Origin of the sequence: Actinomadura kijaniata (genome assembly GCF_014138665.1) — a bacterium.
Taxonomy (GTDB): Bacteria; Actinomycetota; Actinomycetes; order Streptosporangiales; family Streptosporangiaceae; genus Spirillospora; species Spirillospora kijaniata.
On sequence record NZ_JACJIA010000006.1, the window covers coordinates 12875 to 35942 of the forward strand.

Sequence of the window (23068 nt, forward strand, 5' to 3'; positions counted from 1 at the left end):
CATGAGCGCCCACGAGACCCTTCCCCGCCCCCGGTCCGCCGCCGGGGGCGGGGACTCCCCTCGCCGCGCGCCGCGCGGCACCGGATTCCGGCTGTTCGGCCGGTTCCGCTTCGGCTACCTCTCGCCGGCCGTGCTGGTCGTGGCCGTCCTGCTCTACCTGCCGTTCCTGTGGACGGTCTACCTGAGCATGACCCGCTACGACGGGCTCGGCTCGCCGGTGTTCACCGGCCTGGAGAACTACACCCGGCTGCTGGACGACCCGGCGATGCTCACCTCGATCCGCAACACCCTGCTGTGGGTGCTGGGCACCACGGTCCTGCCGGTCGGCCTGGGCCTGCTGGTGGCGGTGCTGTCCTACGACATCAGGGGCGGCGGCTGGTACCGGCTGCCGTTCCTGCTGCCCTACGCGATGTCGGGCGCGGGCCTCGGCCTGGTGTGGGGCTTCATCCTCCAGCCCGACGGCGTGGCCAACAAGGTGCTGGGATTCCTCGGGATGCCGGGCGGCGAGACGGCCTTCCTCAACGACGGGCCGGAGAACACCCTGGCCATGATCGTGGTGTGGACCTGGCAGCAGCTCGGCGTCAACATGCTGCTGTTCGTGGTCGGCCTCCAGTCGATCCCGCGGGCGCCGATCGAGGCGGCCCGGCTGGACGGCGCGTCCGGCTGGCGGCTGTTCCGGCACGTGATCTGGCCGCTGATGCGCCCGCTGACCACGGTGGTGGTCGGCCTGGCGCTGGTGGCCAGCCTGAAGACCTTCGACATCGTCTGGGTGATGACCCAGGGCGGTCCCGGCCGCACCTCCGAGACCCTGGCGGTGACGATGTACCGGGACGTGTTCGTCGCCGACGAGTACGGCTACGGATCGGCGATCGCGGTGCTGCTGACCACCGTCACCGGGCTCTCCTCCTACGCCTACATGCGCCGGCAGACCCGCAGGGAGGACTTCTGATGAGCGCACCGCGCGCCACCGGGGCGCTGCGGCGGGCCGTTCTGGTCGCCCTCGGCCTGCTGTGGCTGTTCCCCACCTACCTCATCGTGGCCAACGCGCTGCGGCCCGCCGACGGCTACCGGCCCGACGACGCGGTCAAGCCGCCGACCGACCTCGCGCTGCTCGCCAACATCGGCGAGGTCTGGGAGCGCACCGACCTGGAGCAGGGCCTGCTCAGCTCGCTGCTGTACAGCCTGGTCTCCCCGGCGCTGGCGGTGCTGGTCGGAGCGCTGGCCGCGTACGCGATCGTCGTGCTGCGGCTGCGGCACGGGTTCGCCTGGTTCATGCTGATCTTCGGCGGGACGATCTTCCCGCTGCAGATGCTGCTGGTGCCGCTGTTCGTCGGCTACAGCCGGTTCGGGCTCTACGACGGCCGGCTCGGCATGGTGCTGGTCTACACCGCGATCAACGTGCCGCTGGCGGCGCTGGTGATGCGCAACTTCTTCGGCGGCATCGCGATCTCGGTCTTCGAGGCCGCCCGGATGGACGGCGCCTCCACCTTCGGCATCTTCTGGCGCATCCACCTGCCGCTGTCGTGGACGGCGCTGGCGGCGGTGTTCGTGCTGGAGTTCACCTTCGTCTGGAACGACCTGCTGTTCGGGCTCACCCTCACCCAGTCCGAGACCGTCCGCCCGGCGATGACCGGGCTGGCCGCGCTGACCACCGACGTCTACGCCGGGACCCCGGTGCCGGTCGCGCTCGCCGCCGGCCTGGTGGTCTCGGTCCCCACCGTGGCGCTGTTCCTGCTCACCCAGCGGCTGTTCACCCGCGGTCTCACGCTCACCCAGGTCTGACCCTCCCGCAGATCCGGCCCCCGCACCGAAAGGTTCGACGAGTAACGATGACGAGTCGCCTCCTCCAGGCCAGCCTCGGCTCGCCCGACTACGACGGCATCCGCGAGGCCCTGCGCCAGGACACCTCCGCCGAGGTGCTGGCGGTGCGCGGGCTGAGCGTCCGCGCCGCCGTGCTGCCCCTGTTCCGCCGCGACGACGCCGGGCGGCTGCGGCAGGCCGTCCGGCTCTCGGTGTCCGGGGAGCACGGGCCGGACGTGGAACTGACGCTGCGCGAGCCGGACGGTCCGGTGCTGGCCGCCGGCCGTCCCGGCGGGAACGGCCAGGTCGACCTGCTGGTGCCCGAGGTGCACGCGCCGCTCCGGGTCACCCTGGAGGTGCGCGACGGCACCGGCCTGGTCGGCGCGGCCCAGGTGGAGGTCACCCCGCAGCGCAAGTGGAACGTCTTCGTCGTCCACCACTCCCATCTGGACATCGGCTACACCGACCCGCAGGGCGTCGTGCTGCGCCACCACCTGGACTACCTGGACGCGGCGCTGCGGCTGAGCCGGGAGACCGCCGACTGGCCCGACGACGCGCGGTTCCGCTGGTCGGTGGAGTCGTCGCTGCCCGCGCTGCGCTGGCTGGAGGCCCGGCCGGAGGCGACCGTCGCCGAGTTCGTGGACCGTTCCCGGGCCGGGCAGATCGAGGTCACCGCCTTCCCGATGCAGCTGCACACCGAGGCGTGCTCGGCCGAGGAGCTGTACCGGCAGCTACGGCACGTCGCCGACCTGCGCGAACGGCACGGCATCCAGGTGCGGTCGGCGATGCACACCGACATCCCCGGCGCGGTCGTCGGTGTCGTGGACGCGCTCAGCGCCGCCGGGGTGCGCTACCTGTCGGCCGCGCACAACTGGGCCGGGCGGTCGGTCCCGTACGTGACCGGCGGCGACGGCCTCGGCCGCCCGTTCCGGTGGCGCGCCCCCAGCGGCCGCGAACTGATCGTCTGGTTCACCGACACCCCGCACGGCATGGCCTACATGGAGGGCAACACCGTCGGCCTGGTGGACGGCTACGACCTCGCCGAGGACCTGCTGCCGCGCTACCTGGAGGCGCTGGCCGAGCGGCCCTACCCCTACGGCCCGGGAACGTTCGGCTGGTACGCCGCGCCCGGCCAGGTCGGCGCCGCCAAGGCCCCGGACGTGCTGGACGCGGTCCACCTGCGGGTGCAGGGCGCGCACGCCGACAACGCCGGGCCGTCGATCGTGCCGGCGCAGATCGTCCGCCGCTGGAACCAGACCTGGGACTACCCGCGGCTGCGCACGGCCACCAACTCCGAGTTCTTCGAGCACGTCGAGCGCGAGCACGGCGACCGGCTCCAGACCCACGAGGGCGACTGGACCGACTGGTGGGCCGACGGCCTCGGCTCCGGGGCCCGCCCGCTGGGCTACGTGCGGCGCGCCCAGAGCACGCTGCGCGCCGCCGAGACGCTGCACGCGTTCGCCGACGTGCGCGCGGGCGAGGACGGCGGCGCCACCGGGGCGATCGACGACGCCTACGACCTGGCGGCGCTGTTCGACGAGCACACCTGGGGCGCGGCCAACCCCTGGGAGGACGCCGAGGAGGCCGGCGACTCCGGCGGCCTGCAGTGGGGACGCAAGTCCTCGTTCGCCTACCAGGCCCACGACGACGCCGCCGACCTGCTGCACGCGGGCGCGCACCGGTTCGGCGCGACGTTCGGGCCCGCGCCCGGCGCGCTGGCCTCGTTCGTCGTGGTCAACCCCGGCACCGCCGCCCGCACCGACGTGGTGCGCGCCTTCCTGCCGCGCGACGTGGTCGCGGTGGACGTCCCCATCGCCCTGGTGGACGCCCGGACGGGCGAGCGGGTGCCGCACCACGAGCGGGAGGTCGACCCCGACGAGTGGCCGACCCGCCCCATCGGCCGCCACCTGGAGGCCGTGCTGCCCGACGTGCCGGGGCTGGGCCACGTCCGCCTGGACGTGCTGCCCGGCGACGCCCCGGCGGCCGCGCCGGAGGACCTCGGCCTGGACGGCACCATCGAGAACGAGTACTACCGGGTGGCCTACGACGTGCGTAAGGGGCACCTGGTCTCGGTGTTCGACAAGTCCGCCGGGCGCGAGCTGGTCAACCCCGACGCCGCGGGCGGCTTCGGCCAGTACATCTACGACCGGTACGCCACCGCGCCGCACTTCAACCACATGTCCGGGCACATGCTGGTGCACGACAAGACGCTGCTCGGCGACCGCGCCATCGGCGGCCACGCCGGCATCGTGCGGGCCGAGCGCACCCCGGCGGGGGAGCGGCTGGTGGTCGAGCTGCACGGCAAGGGCACCGACTGGGTGCGCACCACGATCGAGCTGTACGCCGGGGTGCCGCGCCTGGACCTGCGCTACCAGCTCGCCAAGCAGCCGACCCCGGCCAAGGAGGCGGTGTTCTTCTCCTTCCCGTTCGCGGCCGGGGGCGCGCCGAGCGCGTGGGAGCTGACCGGCGGGGTGGGCGGCACCGAGGTGCCGAGCGTGCCGGGATCCGCCGAGCACATGCGCCCGATCCGGCACTGGGTGGCGTTCGAGGACCCGGACCTGTCGGTGGCGTGGGCGACGCTGGAGGCGCCGCTCGTGCAGTTCGGCTCCATCCACATGCCGTACGCGCCGTTCCCGCCGACGCTGGAGGAGGAGCCGGCCACCGTCTACTCGTGGGCGCTGAACAACATCTGGGACACCAACTTCCCCTCCCAGCAGCAGGGCGAGACCACCTTCCGGTACGCGGTCTCCTCCTCCGCAGGGACCGGCGGCCGCCGCCTGGGCGCGATCACCGCCGCCGGGCTCACCGACGCGTTCGTGGCGACCCTGGCCACCGGCCCCGAGCCGGGCCCGGCCTCCGGCGTGCTGCTGGCGGTGGACGACCCGGACGTGCTGGTCACCTCCGTCGGCCGCTCCCGGCACGGCCACCCCCTGCTGGTGCGGCTCCAGTCGCTGTCCGCCGACCCGGTGGAGACCGGGCTGCGGGTGCCCGGGGCGCGCCGCGCCTGGGTCAGCGACGGCCTGGAGCACGACCCGGCCGAGCTGCCGGTCCGCGACGCCGCCATGACCGTCCGGCTGCCCGGCTGCGGGGTCGCCGCCGTCGCCGTCGAGCTCTGACCACCGATCGGACAACGCCCATGAAGATCACAGACATCCGGGCCACCACCGTGGCGGTGCCGCTGGAGGCGCCGCTGCTGCACAGCAACGGCGCGCACTGGGGCCGGTTCGTGCGCACGATCGTGGAGGTCGAGGCCGACAACGGGCTGGTCGGGCTCGGCGAGCTGGGCGGCGGCGGGCAGAGCGCCGAACGCGCGGTGACCGCCCTGACCGGCTACCTGCGCGGGCACGACCCGTTCGAGCTGGAGAACCTGCGCTTCAAGATCGCCAACCCGACGGCGTCGCTCTACAACAACCGCACCCAGCTGCTGGCCGCGATCGAGTTCGCCTGCATCGACCTGATCGGGCAGCACCTGGGCGTGCCCGCCCACGACCTGCTGGGCGGCCGGGTGCGCGACAGCGTGCCGTTCGCCTCGTACCTGTTCTACCGGTACGCCTCCGGGGCACACGCCGAGGTCCGCACCCCCGGCCAGCTCGTCGAGCACGCCAGGGCCCTCAAGGAACGGCACGGGTTCACCGTGCACAAGCTGAAGGGCGGGGTCTTTCCCCCCGACTACGAGCTGGAGTGCTACCGGGCGCTGGCCGTCGCGTTCCCTCAGGACCGGCTGCGCTACGACCCCAACGCCGTGCTGAGCCTGGACGAGGGCGTGCGGTTCGGCAGGGCGATCGAGGACCTGAACAACGACTACCTCGAAGACCCCGTGTGGGGGCTGGAGGGGTTGCGGCAGGTCCGCGAGCGGGTCGCGATGCCGCTGGCCACCAACACCGTCGTGGTGAACTTCGAGCAGCTCGCCGCCAACGTGCTGCGGCGCAGCGTGGACGTGGTGCTGCTCGACACCACCTTCTGGGGCGGCATCCGGCCGTGCGTGAAGGCGGCCGGGGTGTGCGAGACCTTCCAGATCGGCGTGGCGGTGCACTCCTCGGGCGAGCTGGGCGTGCAGCTGGCCACGATGCTGCACCTGGGGGCGGTCCTGCCGAACCTCACCTACGCCGCCGACGCGCACTACCACCAGCTCGCCGACGACGTCATCGAGGGCGGGCCGCTGCCGTACCGCGACGGCCGGATCGCGGTGCCGTCCGGGCCCGGCCTGGGCGTCCGGCTGGACCGCGGCAAGCTCGCCGCGTACGCCGAGCTGTACCGGGAACTGGGCGACTATCCCTACGACCGCGACCCGGGCCGGGAGGGCTGGTACCCCACGGTGCCCAACCAGCGCTGGGCCGACCCGGACGTCCCGCTGGACGCGCTGTCGTGAGGCGGTAGCGGCCCTGCCGACGCGGCTGGACAGGAAGGACCGGTCCCATCCGGGCGCGCTCGCCGCTTGGCGGCCGCCGGTACACCCTCGGCGGCCACCGACCGGCTCGTTCCGCTAGTCAGCGCCGACCGGCGGAGCGGGCAGGGCGGCGGCGTGTTCGGCGAGCCCGGTCGCCATGGCCTGCATGAAGCGGCGGAGGTACCACTGGAAGAACCAGCGCATCCCCCGGCGCGCCCGATACGTGCCGTGCCAGTGAATCCGTGTTCCGCCGCCGGGGAGTCCGTGCAGTTCGACGGCGGCGCGGTAGTCGGCCATCTGCGGGATTTCCACGCCCTCGTACGCGAATCGGCGTTCGGGGTCGAGGGCGGTGATCCGCTCCCTGGTGACGCCCTTCCCCAACGCGATCCCCAGCCCGTCAAGGCGGATCCGGCAGTTCCATGTCCTCGGCGACGGGGACATGTTCGAACCGCTGAACGAGAAGGGACCGCCAGCCGGAGTCCTCCCAGCTGCAGTACGTCCGCCGAACGTAACGAGCCATGTCGAAGCCGACATACGGCTGGAGATCGAAACGAGCGGAGGCGAACACCATGGTTGCGAGGCTACCGAGGGCTACCGGAGACCGGCCGCGGCGAGGGCGGAGGGCCAACGCAAGATCATTCCGGATGCCGGCGTCCACCCGCGGGTTTCCCGGGCCCGGAGTCCGTGGCCCGCCGGGCACGGAGCGCCCGGAGCTTGTGGCGGTTGCCGCAACGCTCCATCGAGCACCAGCGCCGGGCGTTCGGCCGGGACGAGTCGACGAACACCAGCGGGCAGTCGTCGCTCGCGCACTGGCGGATGCGTTCGGACAGCGGCCCGGACAGCAGCTCGATCATCTCTCGCGCCAGGGTCGACAACGCCTGCGCGGCCCGCACCGGCGGCGCCCACCCGGCGGCCGTGCCGTCGTCGGTCACCTCGGCGGCGGGCTCGGCGGCGGGCTCGGGAACCAGCTCGGGGACCAGCGGCGCCATGGCCGCGGCCCGGTTGATGGCGGCCACCGCCTCGGCGGGGAGGGGACGCCGTGCCGCCCGCGCCTGCGCCGCGTCCCAGATCGCCTGGCGCAGGGCCTTGGCCGCGGCCAGCTCACGGGCCGTCACCGGGACCGTCACGACCGCGCCCAGCGGCGGCTGGGCCAGCCATTCGCCCAGGTCGGCGGGTTGGTGAAGGGACTCGAACACCGCGTACCGACCCTCGCCGCCGGTGTGGGCGAAGTCCAGGCAGACGGCGCCGGCGTCGAACCAGAACGACCCGCCTTTGGGGTCGCGCAGCGTCCGGCCGGTTGTGCTCGCTCGCATGAAACCACTATAACTGGTGTCACAGGCGACACCTCTATAACCGGTGTCATCATCAGAGGAGGCCCGCATGGGCGTACGGCACATCAACCCCGAGGGGCTCCACCGCAGCCCGGCCTTCAGCCAGGCCGTCGTGGTCGAGCGGCCGACGAAGACGATCTACATCGGCGGGCAGAACGGCGTCGACGCCGAGGGCAAGGTCGTCGGCTCCACGGTCGGGGAGCAGTCCCTGCAGGCGTTGCGCAACCTCCAGGTCATCCTGGAGAGCGAGGGGGCGAGCCTGGCCGACATCGTGCACTGGACCATCGCCGTGGTGGACGGCCACTCGTTCGACGAGGGCGCGGCCGCCTTCCAGCAGGTGTGGAACCGGGCCGACCCGCCGCCGGCCATCACGGTCCACGCCGTCGCCGGCCTGAACGCCGGGTGCCTCGTCGAGATCGACGCCGTCGCCGTCGTGTGACATCCCCGGCCGGGACCGTCCACCGGATACAGGCCCGTGCGCGCAATGCGGGAGGGGTACGGCGCCGGTCGGAGGGGGTGATCCGGGTGGAGACGTCAAAGCAGATCGTTGCAGCCGTACTTCAGGTCGTCCCAGCCGACCGTCACCGTGTACCCGTCACCCCTGAGCGGCCTCTCGTCCAGGTGTTCGGCCACCCATTCCAAGCCGCCACCTGGAAGGGGCGCACCGGGCGCGGCCGGGACGGCGTGGGGGAGGGGGCCTGTTCGGCGAATCCGGCGGTTCTCGACGCTAGCTCCCGGTGCTGTCGCCGTCCGCCGGTGCGCCCTCGCTGATCGGTTCGAGCACGAAGACCGGGATCTGGCGGTCGGTCTTGCGCTGGTACTCGGCATAGGCGGGGTACGCCTCCACCGCCCGGCGCCACCAGAGGGCCTTCTCGTCCCCGGACACCTCACGGGCCAGGTACCGCCGGACCACCGTGCCGTCCTGCAACTCGACGAACGGTTCGGCGACCAGGCTGGCGTACCACTGCGGGTTGGTCGGCGCGCCGCCCAAGGACGCGACGGCCGCGTAGTACCCCTCGTGCTCGACGCGCATCAACGGTGTCTTGCGAACCTTGCCGGTCTTGGCGCCCAGGTAGGTCATCAGCACGACGGGAAGGCCGCTGATCGTGACGCCGTCGGTCGTGCCGGTGCGCATGATCTGCTCGACGTGCTCGCGCACCCACCCCGACGCGCTCGGCTCGTAGTCACCGGCCAGCACCCTGTTGTGGTCGATGTCCCCGGGCCGCTGCGCTTCCGTGGCTGGATCGTTCCGGCTGTCCTGGCCGGGGCGCCGGGTGTCGACGTTGTCGGTCAGGGTCTTGAGGATGCGGGGGAGCGCGGCCACCGTGTCGGCGGGCAGGCCGGTCACGGTCTCCTCCGCCAGAACGCGCCACAGCTGCTTGACCTGGTCGGCGAGCGCCTTGCCGCTGTCGGTGAGTTCGACGACGCTGGCGCGCTTGTCGGAGGGGGCGGGCGAACGGCGGATGTGGCCGGCGGCTTCGAGCTTGCGGGTCATGAGCGTCACGCTGGGCGGCTCGCAGCCGAGCGCCTCGCTGAGCTGGGCTTGGATCATCGGGCCGGTCCGGGCGAGTTCGAGCAGGAGGGCCTCCTGCCCGGGGTGCAGGCCGAGCGGGGTCAGCAGCGCCGAGGCCCTGGCCCGGTGGCGCAGGCTCAGCAGGCGGATGGCTTGGTTGAGGGCGTCGGCTTGCTCGAAATCCATGGTCTCTCCCCAGGATGGTTATGCGCATAACATTATGCGAATAACTAACTCTGTGCAACCTTGAGGGAGCGGAGCCGCGGGTAGGTAGGGGAGGAGCCGCCGTTGCACCCCGCCGAACGTCCAGCGCGCTTGCCGACCGGCGACGGCTTCGGTGTCCTCACTCGCCATCCGTCCCGGGCTGACGGGTCTTCTTGTGGAAGCGGGGATCCGCGCCCATCACGAGCAGTTCGAGTCCCCGCCTGGTCGTCCCGGGCTCGCGGAGCAGGGGGGTCAGCGCGCCGATGTGCGCGTATCCCCGCCGGTGGACGTGACTGTCGGACGCGATCGCCTCACCGACGGCGCTGATCACGTCCCCGGCGCGCAGCAGCACCGGCGCCGGACCGCTGACCAGCAGTGTCCGGCCGTGCTCCGCCAGCACCAGGCCGTCGGTGCCGGGCGGGAGCGGCTCATAGGGCAGGGCCGTCCGGGCCTGCGGAGGCCGGAGCGTGACAGGGCGGCCGCCCGGCAGGCTCCGCCGGACACCGGGCCAGGCGGAAGCCCGCATCCCGACGTCCCGGCGCATGACCACCAGATCCACCGAGGTCTCGGACGGCCCGTACCACGGAACCCCGCGGGGACGCGGCCCGCCCGTCGGCACGTGGACCACGCTGTGCGGACTGATCCCCGCCATCCGGAACCAGGCGCCGAGATGCAGCAGCGCTTCCCGCGTTCCCACGATCTGGCCGAAGAAGTGGGAATCCAGCGGGCAGACCCAGAGTCCGTTCGGTCGCCTCCGAGGCGAGAGGACGCGCCACGGCCGCCGCGCGCTCGGCGCCGCCCGGACGACGGCGCGCAGCCGCACCCGCCCGATGCCCGCACCGCCAAGGCCGGATCCCCCTTTTTCCATCCGGCCATACAAGCAACCGCCGCCCGCACCCGCCACTGACTTACCCCACCTGCGATTCCGCTGCCCCGGTGTCGGCTAGAGGCAGGATCCGGGAACGGTCAGGTCGGCCATGCGTCCCTCGGTGATGCGTTGCAACATGGCGAGGAACTGCGTGCGTTCGTCCGGTGTCAGGTCGGCGAGGAGTTCGGTCTCGGTCCGGGCGACGGTCCGGGTGGAGCGGGTCAGGGAGCGCCGTCCGGCGTCGGTCATGGTGACGACGCGGGCGCGGCGGTCCGCGGGGTCGGGGTGTCTTTCGACGAGCGCCTTGCGTTCGAGCTGGTCGAGCACCGGTATGAGGGTGCTCTTGTCGAGGCCGGCCTTGCGGGCGATGGCGAGCTGGGTGGGCGCGCCCTCGGCGATGGCGTTGAGGACGACGTGTTCGCGCACGCTCAGGTCCATCGTCGCCAGGTGCTCCTCCATGGTCTCCTTGGAGACGTGTGCGGTGACCGCCAGCAACAGGATGAGGTCGTCGCGCAGCGGGCGGACCGCCATGGCCTCTCCTCCCCGTGAAGGTATGAGCTCAGATCTTCTCAATTTAGACCATGTGGTGAGCGCCGGCGGTCAGCCCCGAAGGTCATGGGGCGATTGTCCACGACATGGCCGTTCCCTGAGGCCATGGTGGGCGAAGGCTGGACGCCGCGCGCCTCGGCACGGGCGCGCTGGTCCCCGCCTACCGCGATTTCGCGATGGCGGGCGTCCCCATGAAGGGGCGTTCCACCTGGCTGGACGAGGTCGTGAGCTGCCGCTGCCGCACACGCCGGGCGGCCCGCCCGTCTGGCTCGCGGTGATCGGCGAGTACGTGGGAGAACGCGAGGTGACCGCGCCCGCGAACGCCTGGACGCCCCCTGTCGTACCTGGAGACCTTCCAGCTCTACGTGAGCGGCACCGAGGAGCAGGTCATCGAGCGGCTGCGCTCCTTCGTGGACGCGGGCGCGCGGCACGTCCTGCTGCGCCTGGCCGCCCTGGACGCCGACGACCGGTTCGAGCAGCTCGAACGCCTCGCCTTCCTGCCGCAAGTGGCAGGGGGGACGGGCCGGTGGGGCGCCGTCCCCGAACGTCAAGTGACCTGGTGGCTCCTTCCGGCGTCCGGTCCTACCTCCGCTCGTCGAGGAAGTCGATGATGTGGCCGAACACGTCCAGTGCCGCGCCGCGTCCGATGATCGGATCGACGTGCCCGTAGCCGGGGACCTCGACGTACCGGACGTCGAGCTGCGGCTGGCGGGCCTTCAGCACGTCGTGGCACAGCCTGTTGGCGTCCGGCCAGAGCCGGTTCTCGCTGCCGGACAGCAGCAGCACCGGGCAGTCGATGCGGTCGGCGTTGTCCAGGGCGTTCTCCGGCAGCGCCCGGTAACGGTGGTCGCTGAGGTTCCAGCGGACCACCGTGTGCGCCAGCTCGATCCGCCGCAGGTGCGGCAGCACGCACAGCGGCACCGTCCCGAACAGGTCGGCCAGGCGGTCGTGGGTGCGGGGGTGCAGGTTGTCGTGCACGAACAGCGAGGCGCCGATGCTCCACGCGGAGTTGTGCAGCATCTGGCAGGTGGGGTCCGGGCAGTCCGCGCCCAGGGACGCCAGCGCGAACAGCGGGGTGTACTTCGAGCGGAACCCGGCCTTGCGGAAGTCCACCGGAATACGGTGGATGCGTTTGCGCATCAGCTCGACGCTGAGGTGCATCCGGAACCGGGTCGGCACGGTCACCCTGGGCGTCATGAAGACGCCCTGCGCCACCACGCCCGCCAGCCCCGGCACGAGTCCCGCCGCCATGCTCATCGACAGGGACAGCGCCCCGAGGCAGTGCGCGACGACGAACAGGCGTCGCGTCCCGATGCGGGCCCGTACGAGGGACACCGCCTCGGGGATGTCGTAGAGCGCGACGTCGTCGAAGGTGTAGGTGGTGCCGTCCTCGTTGTAGGGGAGGCGGCAGCTTCCCCGCCAGTCCAGCAGCCACGGCTCGTACCCGGCGTCGAGCAGGGCCTCGACGAGGTTGCGGGTCTCGGGCAGGACGAACATGTCCGCCGATGCGGTGTGGCCGTGCAGGAGAAGGACCGCGGGCCGGTCGTCGTCCACCCGGTACACCCGGTGCAGGGCGAGTTCGGTCCCGTCGGAGACGCGGAGCGGGACCGGCTCGACCGTGGCGTCGTCGAGCCGGGCGTGCAGCGGCCGCGGCAGTGTCCGGGGCATCGGTCGGGACATCAGCGGATCTCCTTGGTGCGGGTGGCGTCGCGGCGCAGGTCCAGCAGTTCCGCGCCCGCGCGCAGCGACGGCTCCAGCAGGCCCCAGCCCATCTGGGCGAAGAACCAGCCGAGCCACATCAGCTTGGCCAGGCGCTGCTCCGGCGCGGGCAGCGCCGGGTTCACCCCGATGCCGTCGATCTGTTCGCGGACGTAGCTGTCGGGGGGCACCACGACCTCGCCCGCCAGGTGCGCCGGCTCTCCCTCTCGCCCGACCTGGATCGCCAGCGTGCGCGACTGGCGCCAGAGGTCGCGGCGGGCACGGGCGGTCTTCAGCCCCTCCAGCCACCATTCCTGCCCGGCGGCGTCGCGCAGCCGCAGCCGGTAGCGCAGCAGGGGATGGTTCAGGCCGTGGCGGTGCGGGATCCCGTCCAGGGGGCGGACCCAGATGTCCCCGGCCTCGACGGTCAGCGGTTCGGGATGCAGCAGGGCGCACCTCACCTCGCCGGTGACGTCGAGCCTGCGTTCCCTGACCAGCTGGTACATGCTGGCGATGGACGGCCGCAGCGACAGCTCGCACGGGGTGTCCTCCAGAACGCCCCGCATCGTCTCGTGGAACCACAGGAACGGCGGGTCGTCCTTGCCCGGCAGGCGGGCCAGGCCGCTCTCGGCGAGCCGCTCGTAGGTCTTCAACTGCGCCTGCGCCCCGTACCGGGCCGGCGCGGGCAGGCCGTGACGGGCCGCGAACGCCTCGGCGCGGTCACCCGACGCCGCCGGGCTCAGCAGCGCCGCCTCGCACAGCTTCACGGCGGTGGGGCTGCGCAGGACCTGCACCAGGAACTCCAGCTCGGGCACCGGGTCGGCCTCCATGAAGGCCAGAAAGGCGCTCCGCCACTCCTCCCAGCCCATCACCGGGACGTTCATGCCGCCCAGGCGCATGTCGCGCAGCACGTCCTGGAACGCGTTCGGCTCGCCGGTGAGGTTGTACGTGGCGCCCCAGGCGCTCGGCTCGTACACGATCGCGGCCGCCATCTGGCTCACCCAGTCCACCGGGGAGACGTTGATGTACCGGAAGGCGGGCATCGCGCGGAACCGCGAGAACGCCGACAGCAGTCCGCTGCCGAGGTCCTTGGGGTTGTGGGCGCCCGTACGGGTGTGCCCGCCGATGCTGCCGGGCCGCATGAGGGTCACCGTCAGGCCGTGCTCACGGGCGCGGCGCAGCGCCACCTCCGACACCCACTTGGTCTTGTCGTAGCCGGTGAACAGCCGGTCGACGCGCCCGAGCGGGCTGTCCTCGTCCATCGACGTGGTACCGGCCTCGTTGAACACCGCGATCGACGAGATGTGGTGCAGCGGCTTGACCGGGCCGGTGGCCGCCAGCTCCGCGAGGGTCAGCGGGCCGAGCACGTTGGTCTGCCGCAGCGAGGGGTAGCCGCGCAGGAAGTCCACCGCCGCCGCGACGCTGACGATCGCGTCCACCTCGCCGGCCAGGGCCTGCCAGCGGTCCTCGTCGAGGCCGAGCCTCGGCCGCCGGACGTCGCCGGGCAGCACGGTCACCCGCCGGGCGACCTCGGCGGACCAGGGGAGGTGGTAGCCGGCCAGCTCCTCGGCGAGCCGCCGCTCGCCCTCCCGCTCATCGGCGGCGCGGACGAGGCAGACGACGTGCGCGTCCCCGCGCCGCAGCAGGTCGAGCAGCAGGTGGCCGCCGAGGAACCCGGTGGCGCCGGTGAGCAGGATCCGGCGGGGTTCGGCCGTCTCGGGCGGCTCGACCCAGGGCAGGTCGTCGGCGCGGGCCAGGTCGGCCTTGACCCAGCCGAGCTCGTCGTCGGGCGCCGGAACGGGCGTCGCGGGCGGGGGGCCGGGAGGCGCGGCGGCCGGCGCGGGCGCCTCGCGGGTGAGCCAGAGCTGTGCCAGGCGGCGCGGCCGTCCGTCGAGGAAGACGTCGTCGAGGCTGATCCGCACGCCCAGTTCCCGGGCGAGCACCGCGATCAGCTCCACGGCGTCCACCGACGTCGCTCCGGCGTCGAAGAGGTCGGTGTCGGCGTCGACGCGCGCGCCGCGCAGGAAACGGCCCGCCCGCTCGGCGATGGCGGCGGCCAGCCGTTCCAGGTCCCAGGACCCGGTGCCGGTGGCCGGTGGAGCCTCCGGGGTGCTCCGCTCCCGGAAGCGGGCCAGCAGGTCGGCGGCGCCGGCCCCGTCCCCGCCGCGGCGTTCGATCAGCTCGGCCTCGCGGCTGCGGTCGGCGCCGCGAGCCCGCGGGCCGCCGCCCGCTTCGTCCAGTGTGGAGTCAGTCACCGTGCGCCTCCCCGTGTACCGCCATGTCCTGTGTCGCTGTGCCCTGTGTCGTCGTGTCCTGTGTCGCTGTGTCCTGCGCGCCGGGGTCCTCGGCCCACGAGCGGTACGCCCGGAGCCGCGAGGGTTCCACCGTCACGTCGAGCACCGGATCGTCGGCGCCCACCCCTCCGAGGGCGGCGACCAGCCGCCGCGCGGGGACGTTCCGGGCCGTGTGCCCGGCGACCAGCCGGACGTTCGCGCAGCCCAGCGCGTCCGCGCGGTCGGCCAGCCAGCCGAGCAGCCGCTCCTCGACGCCGCGGCCCAGCGCGCGGCAGCTGAGCATCCAGGCGACGACCTCGAGCGTGCCGCCCTCCGCCCGAACGGCCAGGACGCCGACCTGCCCGTAGTCGCCGAACCGGTCGCGGGCCGAGGCCGTCCAGACCTCGCCGTCGCGCCGCCAGCCGTCCAGCACGCCCTCGTCCAGCGCCGCCGGGCGGAGGTTGAACTGGTTGGTGCGGCGGCCGAGCTGGAGGGTGCGCCCGACCGTGGCCTCGTCGAGCGGCACGACGTCCACCTCCAGCTCCAGCCGTTCGAGGAACGCGGCGAAGCCCGCGCGCTCGCGTTCGCGGCGGCGGACGCGCTCCTGCCGGTAGAAGTCGGCGCGTCCGGCGTCCTCGCGGGTCGCGGGCCGGGGCGTGACCGGCCAGAGCCGCGTCAGGAACGCCTCCAGCTCGTGCGCCGGCGGGCAGGTGACCGAGAGGACCTCGGGCAGCTCCGCGCGGACCGCCGCGATCTGGACGGGGTTGTCGTCGAGGAACAGGAAGGAGTCCAGGCCCAGGCCGAGGTCGGCCGCGGCCGCCGCGATCCGCCGGGGCTTGGGCTCCCAGTCCGCCGAGACGACGCTGAAGTGCTCGGCGCGGAGCGTGCCGTCCGGCCTGGCCAGGACCTCCCGCACCGTGGCCTCGTCGTTGTTGGTCACCATCACCAGCAGGACGCCCGCGGCGCGCCACTCCAGCAGCCGCCGGGCCAGGGTCGCGTAGGGCCCGGCCAGGTCGACGCCGCCGGGGCCGGCCTCGGCCGCCACGCCGCCCCAGAGGGTGTCGTCGCCGTCCACCACGATCACCTTGGGCGGGGTACGGCGCGCGGCCTGGACCACCTCGGCCACCGCGAGGGCGGCCGCCGCCTGGAACTCGGGCCGGAACGGCAGGTGGGCGAGGGTGTCGGTCTCGTCGTCGAACGGGTCGCCGTCGGGGTGGTGGGGTGCCCAGCCGCCGGGGGACAGGACGGCGACTCCGGGAACCGCCGCGATCCGGGCCGCCAGCTCCCGTTCCCACCGTTCGAGGCGTTCGTCGGTGGACCGGGCGGGGAGGAACGCGACGACGACGGGGTTGCCCGTCCGCTCGTGGAGTGATCGCAGCGCGTCGGGGTAGTCGTCGGCCAGTTCGGCGAGGGTCTCGTCGCTCACCGGCCCGAACCGGGCCAGGTCCGCGGCCCTCAGCAGGACGACCCCCGCGACGGCCGTGGGCAGCGCGAAGGCGCCGCCCGGATCCCGCAGGCCCGCCAGGACCTGATGGTACGGCGCCTCGGTGATGTCGAACGCGTCGTCCAGCGCGGCGCCGAGCAGCGCGGGCAGGTTGCCGAGGGCGAACGTGGCCGCCACCGCGACCGACGGGCGGGCCACGGCCGGAACGCGCGACGCGGGCCCGCCGGTCTCGTCCGCCGCCACCGGGACCGAGGTCGACGTCGCGGTCGCCTCCGGGCTCGCGGCGAGCCCGGCCAGCAGGTCGAGGTAGTCCCGCCCGAGGCGTTCGCAGGTCGGCCCGTCGATGATGTCGAGGTTGTGGTCCAGCCGCAGGAGGTCCAGGTCGGGGGCCATCGTGACCATCAGGTCCAGGTCGGAGTGGCCGGTGCCGAGCGGCAGGAACTCCAGTGCGTCGCCCAGGGGCGCCTGCGCCCTGATGAAGTTGAAGTACACCTCGACCAGCGGCGCGTCCGGCCGGTACAGGCCCTCTTCGGCGAGCGCCGCCATCGCGTCGAAGAACGAGGCGTCCTTCTCCAGGACACCGCCGAGCCGGTCGTCGGTGCGGCGGAGCACGTCGGCGACCGGTTCGTCCGGCGCGACCTCGGCCGCGAACGGGACCGGGACGCCGAAGAACCCGAGCGCGCCGGGGGCGCCGGCGTGCATGCGCGTGTCCACCGGAACGGCCAGGGCGAACCGGTCGCGGCGCCGGAGCCGGGCGAGGAACACCGTCAGCGCGCCGAGGCAGAAGGCGGCCGGGGTGATGGAGAGCCGCCGCGCCTGCTCGGTCACCCGGTCGACGAGGCCGTCGGGGATGTCGACCGCCACGGTTCCGGAGCGGAAGGTGCGTTCCGCCGGTCGCGGGCGCGTCAGCGTCAGTTCGAGGCGCCGGGAACCGGCGATCTCCCGGCGCCACCGCCGCATCGCCTCACCGCGTTCGCGGTGCGCCCGCGAGGACTGCGCTTCGATCAGCAGGTCGATGTCCCGGTTGGACGGTGTGGAGTCCAGCGGCGCGCCCGCCAGCTCGGCGCCGATCTCGCCCATCACCAGCATCAGCGACTGCAGGTCGCTCACGGCGTGGTGCGCGCCGTAGAGCAGGAACTGCCGTCCGGACGGCGTCTCCAGCATCTCGAACCGCCACAGTGGAGCGGTGGCGAGGTCGAACGGGGGTTCCATCAGATCCCGCAGCCGCTCGCCGGGATCGACGTCCTCGGGGACGGCCGACCAGCGAAGGAGCGGCTCGGCGGTACGGCGCCATACCTCAAGCATCTGCCCGTGCTCGGGGTCCTGGACGATCGCGGTGCGCAGGGCGGCGTGGCGGTCGGCGAGCCGGGTCAGGATCCCGGTCAGCCGTTCGCGGGTCACGGGCGAGGCGAGCCGGGCGGCCAGGCCGATGTGGTGCGCGGCGGCCGGGGTCCCCCGCTGCGCGGTCCGCAGCAGGCGCATCACGTCGCCCGGCACGGGCCGCGTGGTCACCTCCGGCACCTCTTCCTCCGTCTCGGGCGCCGGGTCGGCCGCGCCCGCCGTATCCGCCGCACCGTCCGTCCCGGCGAGGGCCTGGAGGACGAGTCCGGTGAGCTCGCGGAGGTCGGAGGCGGCGAGCGCCGTGAGGGACACCTCGACCCCGAGGTCGCGGGTCATCGACGTGTACAGCGTGACCAGCGTGTGCGAGTCGAAGCCGAGCTCCTTCAGCGGCCGCCCGGAGGGCACCTCGGCCGCGTCGTCGCCGGTGATGTCGCCGACCGCGCCGCGCAGGTACGTCTCGGCGAGGGCGGTCCGTTCCGCCGGGGCCGCGGCCCGGATCCGGTCGGCGAGCCGGCTGGGGGGCGGGGCGGCCCGCTTGGGCACCAGCTCCGACAGCAGCGGATGCGACGCGAGCGCCGTGGCGTGCCGGGCCAGTGCCGCCCGGTCGACGACGATCGGCGCGAGCTGGCGCCGGGCCGTGCCGAGGAGCCGCGCGAACAGGGCGCCGCCCTCGTCGGGGGAGAAGGCGCCGAGGCCGGTCCGCGTGGCCGCGCCCGCCGTGCCGGTCGGGTCGGCGGCCGCCGCCATACCGACCTGCGACCACGCTCCCCAGTCCAGGCTCAGCGCCGGGCGCCGCGCGGTGTGCAGCGAGTGCGCCCACGCGTCGAGGAAGGCGTTCGCGGCGGCGTAGGAGCTCTGCCCGACCGAGCCCAGCAGGCCCGCGGCCGACGAGAACAGGACCAGGAACTCCGCCTCGGGCACCAGGGCGGTGAGCAGTGCCGCACCCAGCACCTTGGGCGCCAGGACGGTGCCGATCCGGTCGGGGGTCAGCGTCAGCAGCGTCGCGTCGTCGAGGACGCCCGCCGTGTGCACGATCCCGCCGACCGGGGGCGCCTGGGCGCGCAGGCCGTCGAGCGCCGCCGCCAGTTCGGCCCGGTCGGCCACGTCCCCGCGCAGGACGTGGACCTCGACGCCCCGGCCCTCCAGCGTGCCGATCCACTCCTTGGCCCCGGCGTCCGGCTCACGGCGGCCGAGCAGGGCCAGGTGGCGCGCGCCCTGCTCGGCGAGGCGTTCCGCCGCCACCCGGCCGAGACCGCCGAGGCCGCCCGTGACCAGGTACGTCCGGTCGGCGCGGACCGGGGAGTCCGCGGTCTCGGCGCGGGCCCTGCGCAGCCGGGGGACCATGCGGCCCTTCTCCCGGAGCGCGACCCGCGTCTCGCCGTCCGCGCGGCGCAGCTGCTCCCAGAGAGCGTCGGTCCCGCCGCTGGACGGGAGGTCGACCAGGGTGGTCCGCAGCTCCGGGCACTCATGGGTCACCGTGGTGCCGAAGCCCCATCCCAGCGCCGTCTGCGGGTGCGTCACCTCACCGCTGCCCCCGGCGGCCTGGCCGCCGCGGCCGACGAGGAACAGGCGCGGGCTCCACGACCGCTCGCGGAGCGCGGTGACCAGGTGCAGCGTGGAGGTGCAGCACAGGAGCGCGGCCTCCGCCATCGTCTCGGCCGAGGTGATGGGCGGCGCGTCCAGGCCGAGGAGCTGGACGACCCGTTCCGGCCGCCCGCCGGGGAACGCCTCGTCGAGCAGGCGCGCGAACTGCGCGGCGTCCGCCGGGTCGATCCGGTAGCGGCCGGGCGCCTCGGCCTCGAACGCGTCCCCGCGCCGGACGATCACGTGCGGGCCGGCGCCGAGCCGCCCGGCGAGGTCGGCTCCCACGCCCGACTCGTCGGCCAGCACCAGCCAGGCGCCGGTGCCCGCGGGTTCCCCGGCCGGAGGCCGGTGCCGCCACTCCACCTCGAACAGCGACTCCTCGGGCCGGGCCTGGGGCGGCAGCGCCGCCAGGGCGAAGCCCTCGACGGTGAGGACGAGGCGCCCGGCCTCGTCGAGCAGCCACAGGTCCATGAGGGCGCCTCGGGCCGACAGCGACCGGACGCGGCAGGCCACCCAGGCCGGACGGGCGCGCGAGCCGCCGAGGCGCACGCGCCGCGCCCCGGCGGGGACGAGCGTCGTCCCGGCCGGGCCCCCGCCCGGCAGCGCCGTCGCGCGGAAGGCCGCGTCCAGCACCGCCGGATGCAGGACATGGGACGAGGGAGGCGGCTCGGCCAGCCGCCCCAGCGCCATGTCCGGTCCCGTCCATCCGGCTTCGAGGAGCTGGAAGGCCTCGCCGTAGTCGAGCCCGGTCTCCGCCATCGCGGCGTTGAGCGCGGAGATCGCGACGGGTTCGGCGCACCGGTCCCGCAGTTCGCCGAGCGGTCCGGGCGCGTCCGCCGCCTCGCCCGTGACGGCCTCGAACCGGCCGGAGGCGTGGCGCGTCCACGCCGCGTCCGGGTCGCCGGCCGGCCGGGACGACACCGTGAAGACACGGGTCCCGGCGGCGTTGCGGGGCTGGACGTCCAGTTGCAGGACGACCGGTTCGTCCTCGGCCAGCGGGAGCGGCCGTTCGAACCGCACCCTGGACAGGCCCAGCCCGCCGTCGGGCGCCAGCGCGCCGGACGCCTCCAGCGCCATCTCCACGTACACGGCGCCGGGCAGCCAGACCTCCCCGCCCACGCGGTGGTCGGAGAGGTAGGCGAACCGGTCGTCGCGCAGGTCGATCTCGGCCTCGAACAGATGGCGGCCGGGGGCGCGGCCGTCCTCGACGCGGCGGTGCAGCAGGGGTGGGCCGTCCGGGCGGGGCCGGGCGGCGGGCGTGGGGGAGGTCCAGTACCGGTCGCGTTCGAACGCGTAGGTCGGCAGGTCCACCAGGGAGCCCGCCGGAGCGGCCTTCGACCAGTCGATGTCGTGACCGGCGGCGACCAGGAGCGCGAGGTTGCCGAGGACCGCGTCGTGCCCGTCCTCGCCGCGGGCCAGGGAGCCCACCGCCGCGGAGGCCGCCCCCGCCTCCGCGGTGACGGCCCTGATCGCCGACAGGAGCGTCGGGTTCGGCCCGACCTCCACGAAGTACCGGAACCCGTCGTCGAGCATGCGGCGCACGGTGTCGGCGAACCGGACCGGCTCGCGCGCGTTCCGCGCCCAGTAGCCGGCGTCCAGGGCGTCGCCGGGCAGCGGCTCGGCCAGCACCGTCGAGTAGAGCGGCGTCGTGGCGGCGGCGCCGGTGACGTCGGCCAGGTCGGTCCGCAGGTCGTCGGTGATGGCGTCCATGTGGAAGCTGTGCGCGGCGAAGCCGACCGGGACGTCCCACATGGGCACCTGCCCCTGCTGCAACGTCAGCCTGAGCTCCGACAACGCGTTCAGGTCGCCGGAGACCGTGACGGACCGGCCGCTGTTGACGGCCGCGATCTCAAGCCGGGTTCCGAAGTCGGCCAGCAGTTCCCGGACGCTGTCGGCCGGCAGCCCCACCGACACCGCGCCACCCTGGCCCGCGACCGCCCGCATGGCGAGGCCGCGCCGGGTCACCACGGCGGCCGCCTGGTCCAGGGTGAGCATGCCCGCCGTGTACGCGGCGGCGACCTCACCGAGGCTGTGCCCGACCACCGCGGCGGGCTCCACCCCGAGCGAACGCCACATCGCGGTCAGCGCGCAGTGCAGGGCGAACAGCACCGGCTGGGTCACCTCGACCTGGTCGAGGCCGGGCGCCCCGTCCTCGCCGCGCAGCACCGACAGCACCGACCAGCCCGCGTGGCGCCCGATCGCCTCGTCGCACCGCGTGAGCTCCTCGGCGAACGCGGGGGACCGGTCCAGCAGGTCGATGCCCATCCCGACCCAGCGCGTGCTGTGACCGGGGAAGACGAACGCCACCTTGCCGCCCAGCGGCTCGTGGGACGCGGGCGCCACGGCCGGGGAGCGCCGGTCGGCCGCGACGGCGCCCAGGCCGGACAGCAGCTCGTCCCGGTCCGCGGCCAGCACGACCGCCCGGCGGTCGAAGTGCGTCCGGCGCAGCGCGAGGGTGTGGGCGACATCGGGCAACGCGGCGGCGGGGTCGTCGGCCAGGTGCGCGGCGAGGCGCTCGGCCTGGCGGCGCAACGCCGCGGGACCGCGTGCGGACACCACGAACATCCGCCGGTCCGTCCCCGGACCGGACGGCGGCGCGGACGCGGCCGGTTCCTCCGGGGCCTCCTCGACGATCACGTGCACGTTCGTGCCGCTGATCCCGTACGAGTTCACCCCGGCGCGGCGCACCCGCCCGCCCCGCCGCCAGGGCGCCGGCTCCTGGAGCAGCCGCAGGCCGCTGCCGTCCCAGTCGACCCGGCGGCTCGGCCTCTCGACGTGCAGGGTGCGCGGCAGCCGCTCGTGCCGCAGCGACAGCACCACCTTCATCAGCGCGGCCAGCCCGCTGGCCGCCTGGGTGTGCCCGAGGTTGGACTTGAGCGAGCCCAGCAGCAGCGGGCGGTCCGCCGGACGGCCTTCGCCGAACACCCGCGACAGCGCGTTCGCCTCGATGCGGTCGCCCACCCTGGTGCCGGTGCCGTGCGCCTCCACGTGGTCGATGTCGGCGGGGTCCAGCGCCGACGCCTCCAGGGTGCGGCGGATCAGCGTCTCCTGGGACGGCCCGCTCGGCACCAGCAGCGCCTGGCTGCGCCCGTCCTGGTTGACGGCCGTGCCGCGCAGGACGGCCAGCACCCGGTCGCCGTCCCGCCGCGCGTCGCCGAGCCGCCTCAGCACCATCATCACGACGCCCTCGGAGAACCCGGTGCCGTCGGCGTCGTCGGAGAACGACCGGCACCGGCCGCTCGGCGACAGCGCCCGCAACCGGCTGAACTCCACGAACGTCTGCGGCGTGGTCATCACCGTCGCCCCGCCGACCAGCGCGGTGTCGCACTCGCCCCGCCGCAGCGCGGTGGCCGCCAGGTGCACCGCCAGCAGCGAGGAGGAGCAGGCGGTGTCCACGGTGATCGCGGGGCCGACCAGGCCGAGCGTGAACGCCAGGCGGCCCGAGGCGACGCTCAGCGCCGAGCCCGTCCCGACATAACCGTTGAACTGGTCGAGGCTCAGCCCGGACAGGTAGTCGCTGCCGAGCATGCCGACGTAGACGCCGGTCGGGGTACCGGAGAGCCGGGCGGGCACGGTCCCGGCGCGCTCCAGCGCCTCCCAGGCCGTCTCCAGCAGCAGCCGCTGCTGGGGGTCCATCGCCGCGGCCTCCCGCGTGGTGATCCCGAAGAACCGGGGGTCGAACGCGTCGATGTCGTCGACGAAGCCGCCCTCGCGCGTGTACGTGGTGCCCGCCGCCCGCGGGTCCGGGTCGTAGAGCGGCCCGAGGTCCCAGCGGTCGGCCGGGAACGCGCCGACCGCGTCCCGGCCCTCGTCCAGCAACCGCCACAACCGTTCCGGGTCGGTGACCCCGCCCGGCAGGCGGCAGGCCATCGACACCACCGCCACCGGCTCGTCGGCCGGCCGCGGCCTCGGGGAGTCTTCCAGGTTCCGGGAGGTTTCCAAAACGGCTCACATCCTCACGACGACGGGGGGCGACGCGGACGGCGTCGCCCTGCGTTCCGGCGGCTTCAGCGGGGATGAAACCGGGGGCCGGTTCAGGCTCGAACGACCGGCGAGGCGCCCACCGGCCCCCCTCG

General features: G+C 74.0%; 14 protein-coding genes. 6 read left to right on the forward strand and 8 right to left on the reverse strand.

Annotated elements, in window-relative coordinates; genetic code table 11:
• Position 1: 1 nt before the first annotated feature.
• Genes HNR61_RS22825 through HNR61_RS22840 form a run of 4 tightly spaced genes read left to right on the forward strand, consistent with a single transcriptional unit; the run spans position 2 to position 6169 of the window.
• A complete protein-coding gene (locus HNR61_RS22825; protein WP_182845244.1) occupies positions 2–949 on the forward strand; it encodes a carbohydrate ABC transporter permease in 948 nt (315 codons plus the stop codon).
• Positions 949–1782: a carbohydrate ABC transporter permease gene (locus tag HNR61_RS22830; RefSeq protein WP_182845245.1), complete on the forward strand. Its 834-nt coding sequence runs from the start codon at positions 949–951 to the stop codon at positions 1780–1782. The genes HNR61_RS22825 and HNR61_RS22830 overlap by 1 nt, the downstream gene beginning before the upstream one ends.
• A gap of 47 nt (positions 1783–1829) precedes the next feature.
• Positions 1830–4916, forward strand: a complete 3087-nt coding sequence (locus tag HNR61_RS22835; protein WP_182845246.1) for a glycoside hydrolase family 38 N-terminal domain-containing protein — start codon at positions 1830–1832, stop codon at positions 4914–4916.
• Between the two features lie 20 nt (positions 4917–4936).
• Positions 4937–6169 carry an enolase C-terminal domain-like protein gene (locus tag HNR61_RS22840; protein ID WP_182845247.1) on the forward strand — a complete coding sequence of 411 codons (1233 nt, stop codon included), beginning with the start codon at positions 4937–4939 and terminating at the stop codon, positions 6167–6169.
• A 114-nt stretch (positions 6170–6283) separates the two neighbouring features.
• Here the strand turns inward: HNR61_RS22840 and HNR61_RS22845 are convergent, their stop codons facing one another.
• The gene (locus HNR61_RS22845; protein ID WP_220509691.1) at positions 6284–6628 is read right to left on the reverse strand and encodes an SRPBCC family protein; all 345 of its coding nucleotides are present in this window, start codon (positions 6626–6628) and stop codon (positions 6284–6286) included.
• A gap of 194 nt (positions 6629–6822) precedes the next feature.
• Complete coding sequence (locus tag HNR61_RS22850) at positions 6823–7500, reverse strand: CGNR zinc finger domain-containing protein (RefSeq protein ID WP_182845249.1); 678 nt, start codon at positions 7498–7500, stop codon at positions 6823–6825.
• Positions 7501–7567: 67 nt separating this feature from the next.
• Between HNR61_RS22850 and HNR61_RS22855 the strand changes: the two genes are divergently transcribed.
• Complete coding sequence (locus tag HNR61_RS22855) at positions 7568–7957, forward strand: RidA family protein (RefSeq protein WP_182845250.1); 390 nt, start codon at positions 7568–7570, stop codon at positions 7955–7957.
• A 288-nt stretch (positions 7958–8245) separates the two neighbouring features.
• Here HNR61_RS22855 and HNR61_RS50040 read toward each other — a convergent pair whose 3' ends face one another.
• The 3 genes from HNR61_RS50040 to HNR61_RS22870 form a co-directional block, all read right to left on the reverse strand.
• Positions 8246–9217 (reverse strand): nitroreductase/quinone reductase family protein, encoded by a 972-nt coding sequence (locus HNR61_RS50040; RefSeq protein ID WP_182845251.1) that lies wholly within the window; start codon positions 9215–9217, stop codon positions 8246–8248.
• A gap of 157 nt (positions 9218–9374) precedes the next feature.
• The gene (locus HNR61_RS22865; protein WP_182845252.1) at positions 9375–9932 is read right to left on the reverse strand and encodes a hypothetical protein; all 558 of its coding nucleotides are present in this window, start codon (positions 9930–9932) and stop codon (positions 9375–9377) included.
• Positions 9933–10178: 246 nt separating this feature from the next.
• On the reverse strand, positions 10179–10634 hold the full coding sequence (locus HNR61_RS22870) for a MarR family winged helix-turn-helix transcriptional regulator (protein WP_182845253.1): 456 nt from the start codon (positions 10632–10634) through the stop codon (positions 10179–10181).
• A 383-nt stretch (positions 10635–11017) separates the two neighbouring features.
• Here HNR61_RS22870 and HNR61_RS22875 point away from each other — a divergent pair, with 383 nt between their 5' ends.
• Positions 11018–11263, forward strand: a complete 246-nt coding sequence (locus HNR61_RS22875) for a hypothetical protein (RefSeq protein WP_182845254.1) — start codon at positions 11018–11020, stop codon at positions 11261–11263.
• Here HNR61_RS22875 and HNR61_RS22880 read toward each other — a convergent pair.
• The 3 genes from HNR61_RS22880 to HNR61_RS22890 are packed head-to-tail and all read right to left on the reverse strand — an operon-like array spanning position 11235 to position 22934.
• Positions 11235–12332, reverse strand: a complete 1098-nt coding sequence (locus HNR61_RS22880) for an alpha/beta hydrolase (protein WP_182845255.1) — start codon at positions 12330–12332, stop codon at positions 11235–11237. The two genes, HNR61_RS22875 and HNR61_RS22880, sit on opposite strands and share 29 nt — an antisense overlap.
• Complete coding sequence (locus HNR61_RS49350; protein WP_312898041.1) at positions 12332–14605, reverse strand: thioester reductase domain-containing protein; 2274 nt, start codon at positions 14603–14605, stop codon at positions 12332–12334. Before HNR61_RS49350 ends, HNR61_RS22880 begins: the two co-directional genes overlap by 1 nt.
• Positions 14598–22934 carry a type I polyketide synthase gene (locus HNR61_RS22890; protein ID WP_220509692.1) on the reverse strand — a complete coding sequence of 2779 codons (8337 nt, stop codon included), beginning with the start codon at positions 22932–22934 and terminating at the stop codon, positions 14598–14600. The genes HNR61_RS49350 and HNR61_RS22890 overlap by 8 nt, the downstream gene beginning before the upstream one ends.
• Between the last annotated feature and the right edge of the window lie 134 nt (positions 22935–23068).

Coding starts and splice junctions, on each gene's coding strand:
- HNR61_RS50040 (WP_182845251.1), bottom strand. CDS start 9,217: ATGGATTTCGAGCAAGCCGACGCCCTCAACCAAGCCATCCGCCTGCTG.
- HNR61_RS22880 (WP_182845255.1), bottom strand. CDS start 12,332: ATGTCCCGACCGATGCCCCGGACACTGCCGCGGCCGCTGCACGCCCGG.
- HNR61_RS22825 (WP_182845244.1), top strand. CDS start 2: ATGAGCGCCCACGAGACCCTTCCCCGCCCCCGGTCCGCCGCCGGGGGC.
- HNR61_RS22830 (WP_182845245.1), top strand. CDS start 949: ATGAGCGCACCGCGCGCCACCGGGGCGCTGCGGCGGGCCGTTCTGGTC.
- HNR61_RS22855 (WP_182845250.1), top strand. CDS start 7,568: ATGGGCGTACGGCACATCAACCCCGAGGGGCTCCACCGCAGCCCGGCC.
- HNR61_RS22845 (WP_220509691.1), bottom strand. CDS start 6,628: ATGTCCCCGTCGCCGAGGACATGGAACTGCCGGATCCGCCTTGACGGG.
- HNR61_RS22850 (WP_182845249.1), bottom strand. CDS start 7,500: ATGCGAGCGAGCACAACCGGCCGGACGCTGCGCGACCCCAAAGGCGGG.
- HNR61_RS22870 (WP_182845253.1), bottom strand. CDS start 10,634: ATGGCGGTCCGCCCGCTGCGCGACGACCTCATCCTGTTGCTGGCGGTC.
- HNR61_RS22840 (WP_182845247.1), top strand. CDS start 4,937: ATGAAGATCACAGACATCCGGGCCACCACCGTGGCGGTGCCGCTGGAG.
- HNR61_RS22835 (WP_182845246.1), top strand. CDS start 1,830: ATGACGAGTCGCCTCCTCCAGGCCAGCCTCGGCTCGCCCGACTACGAC.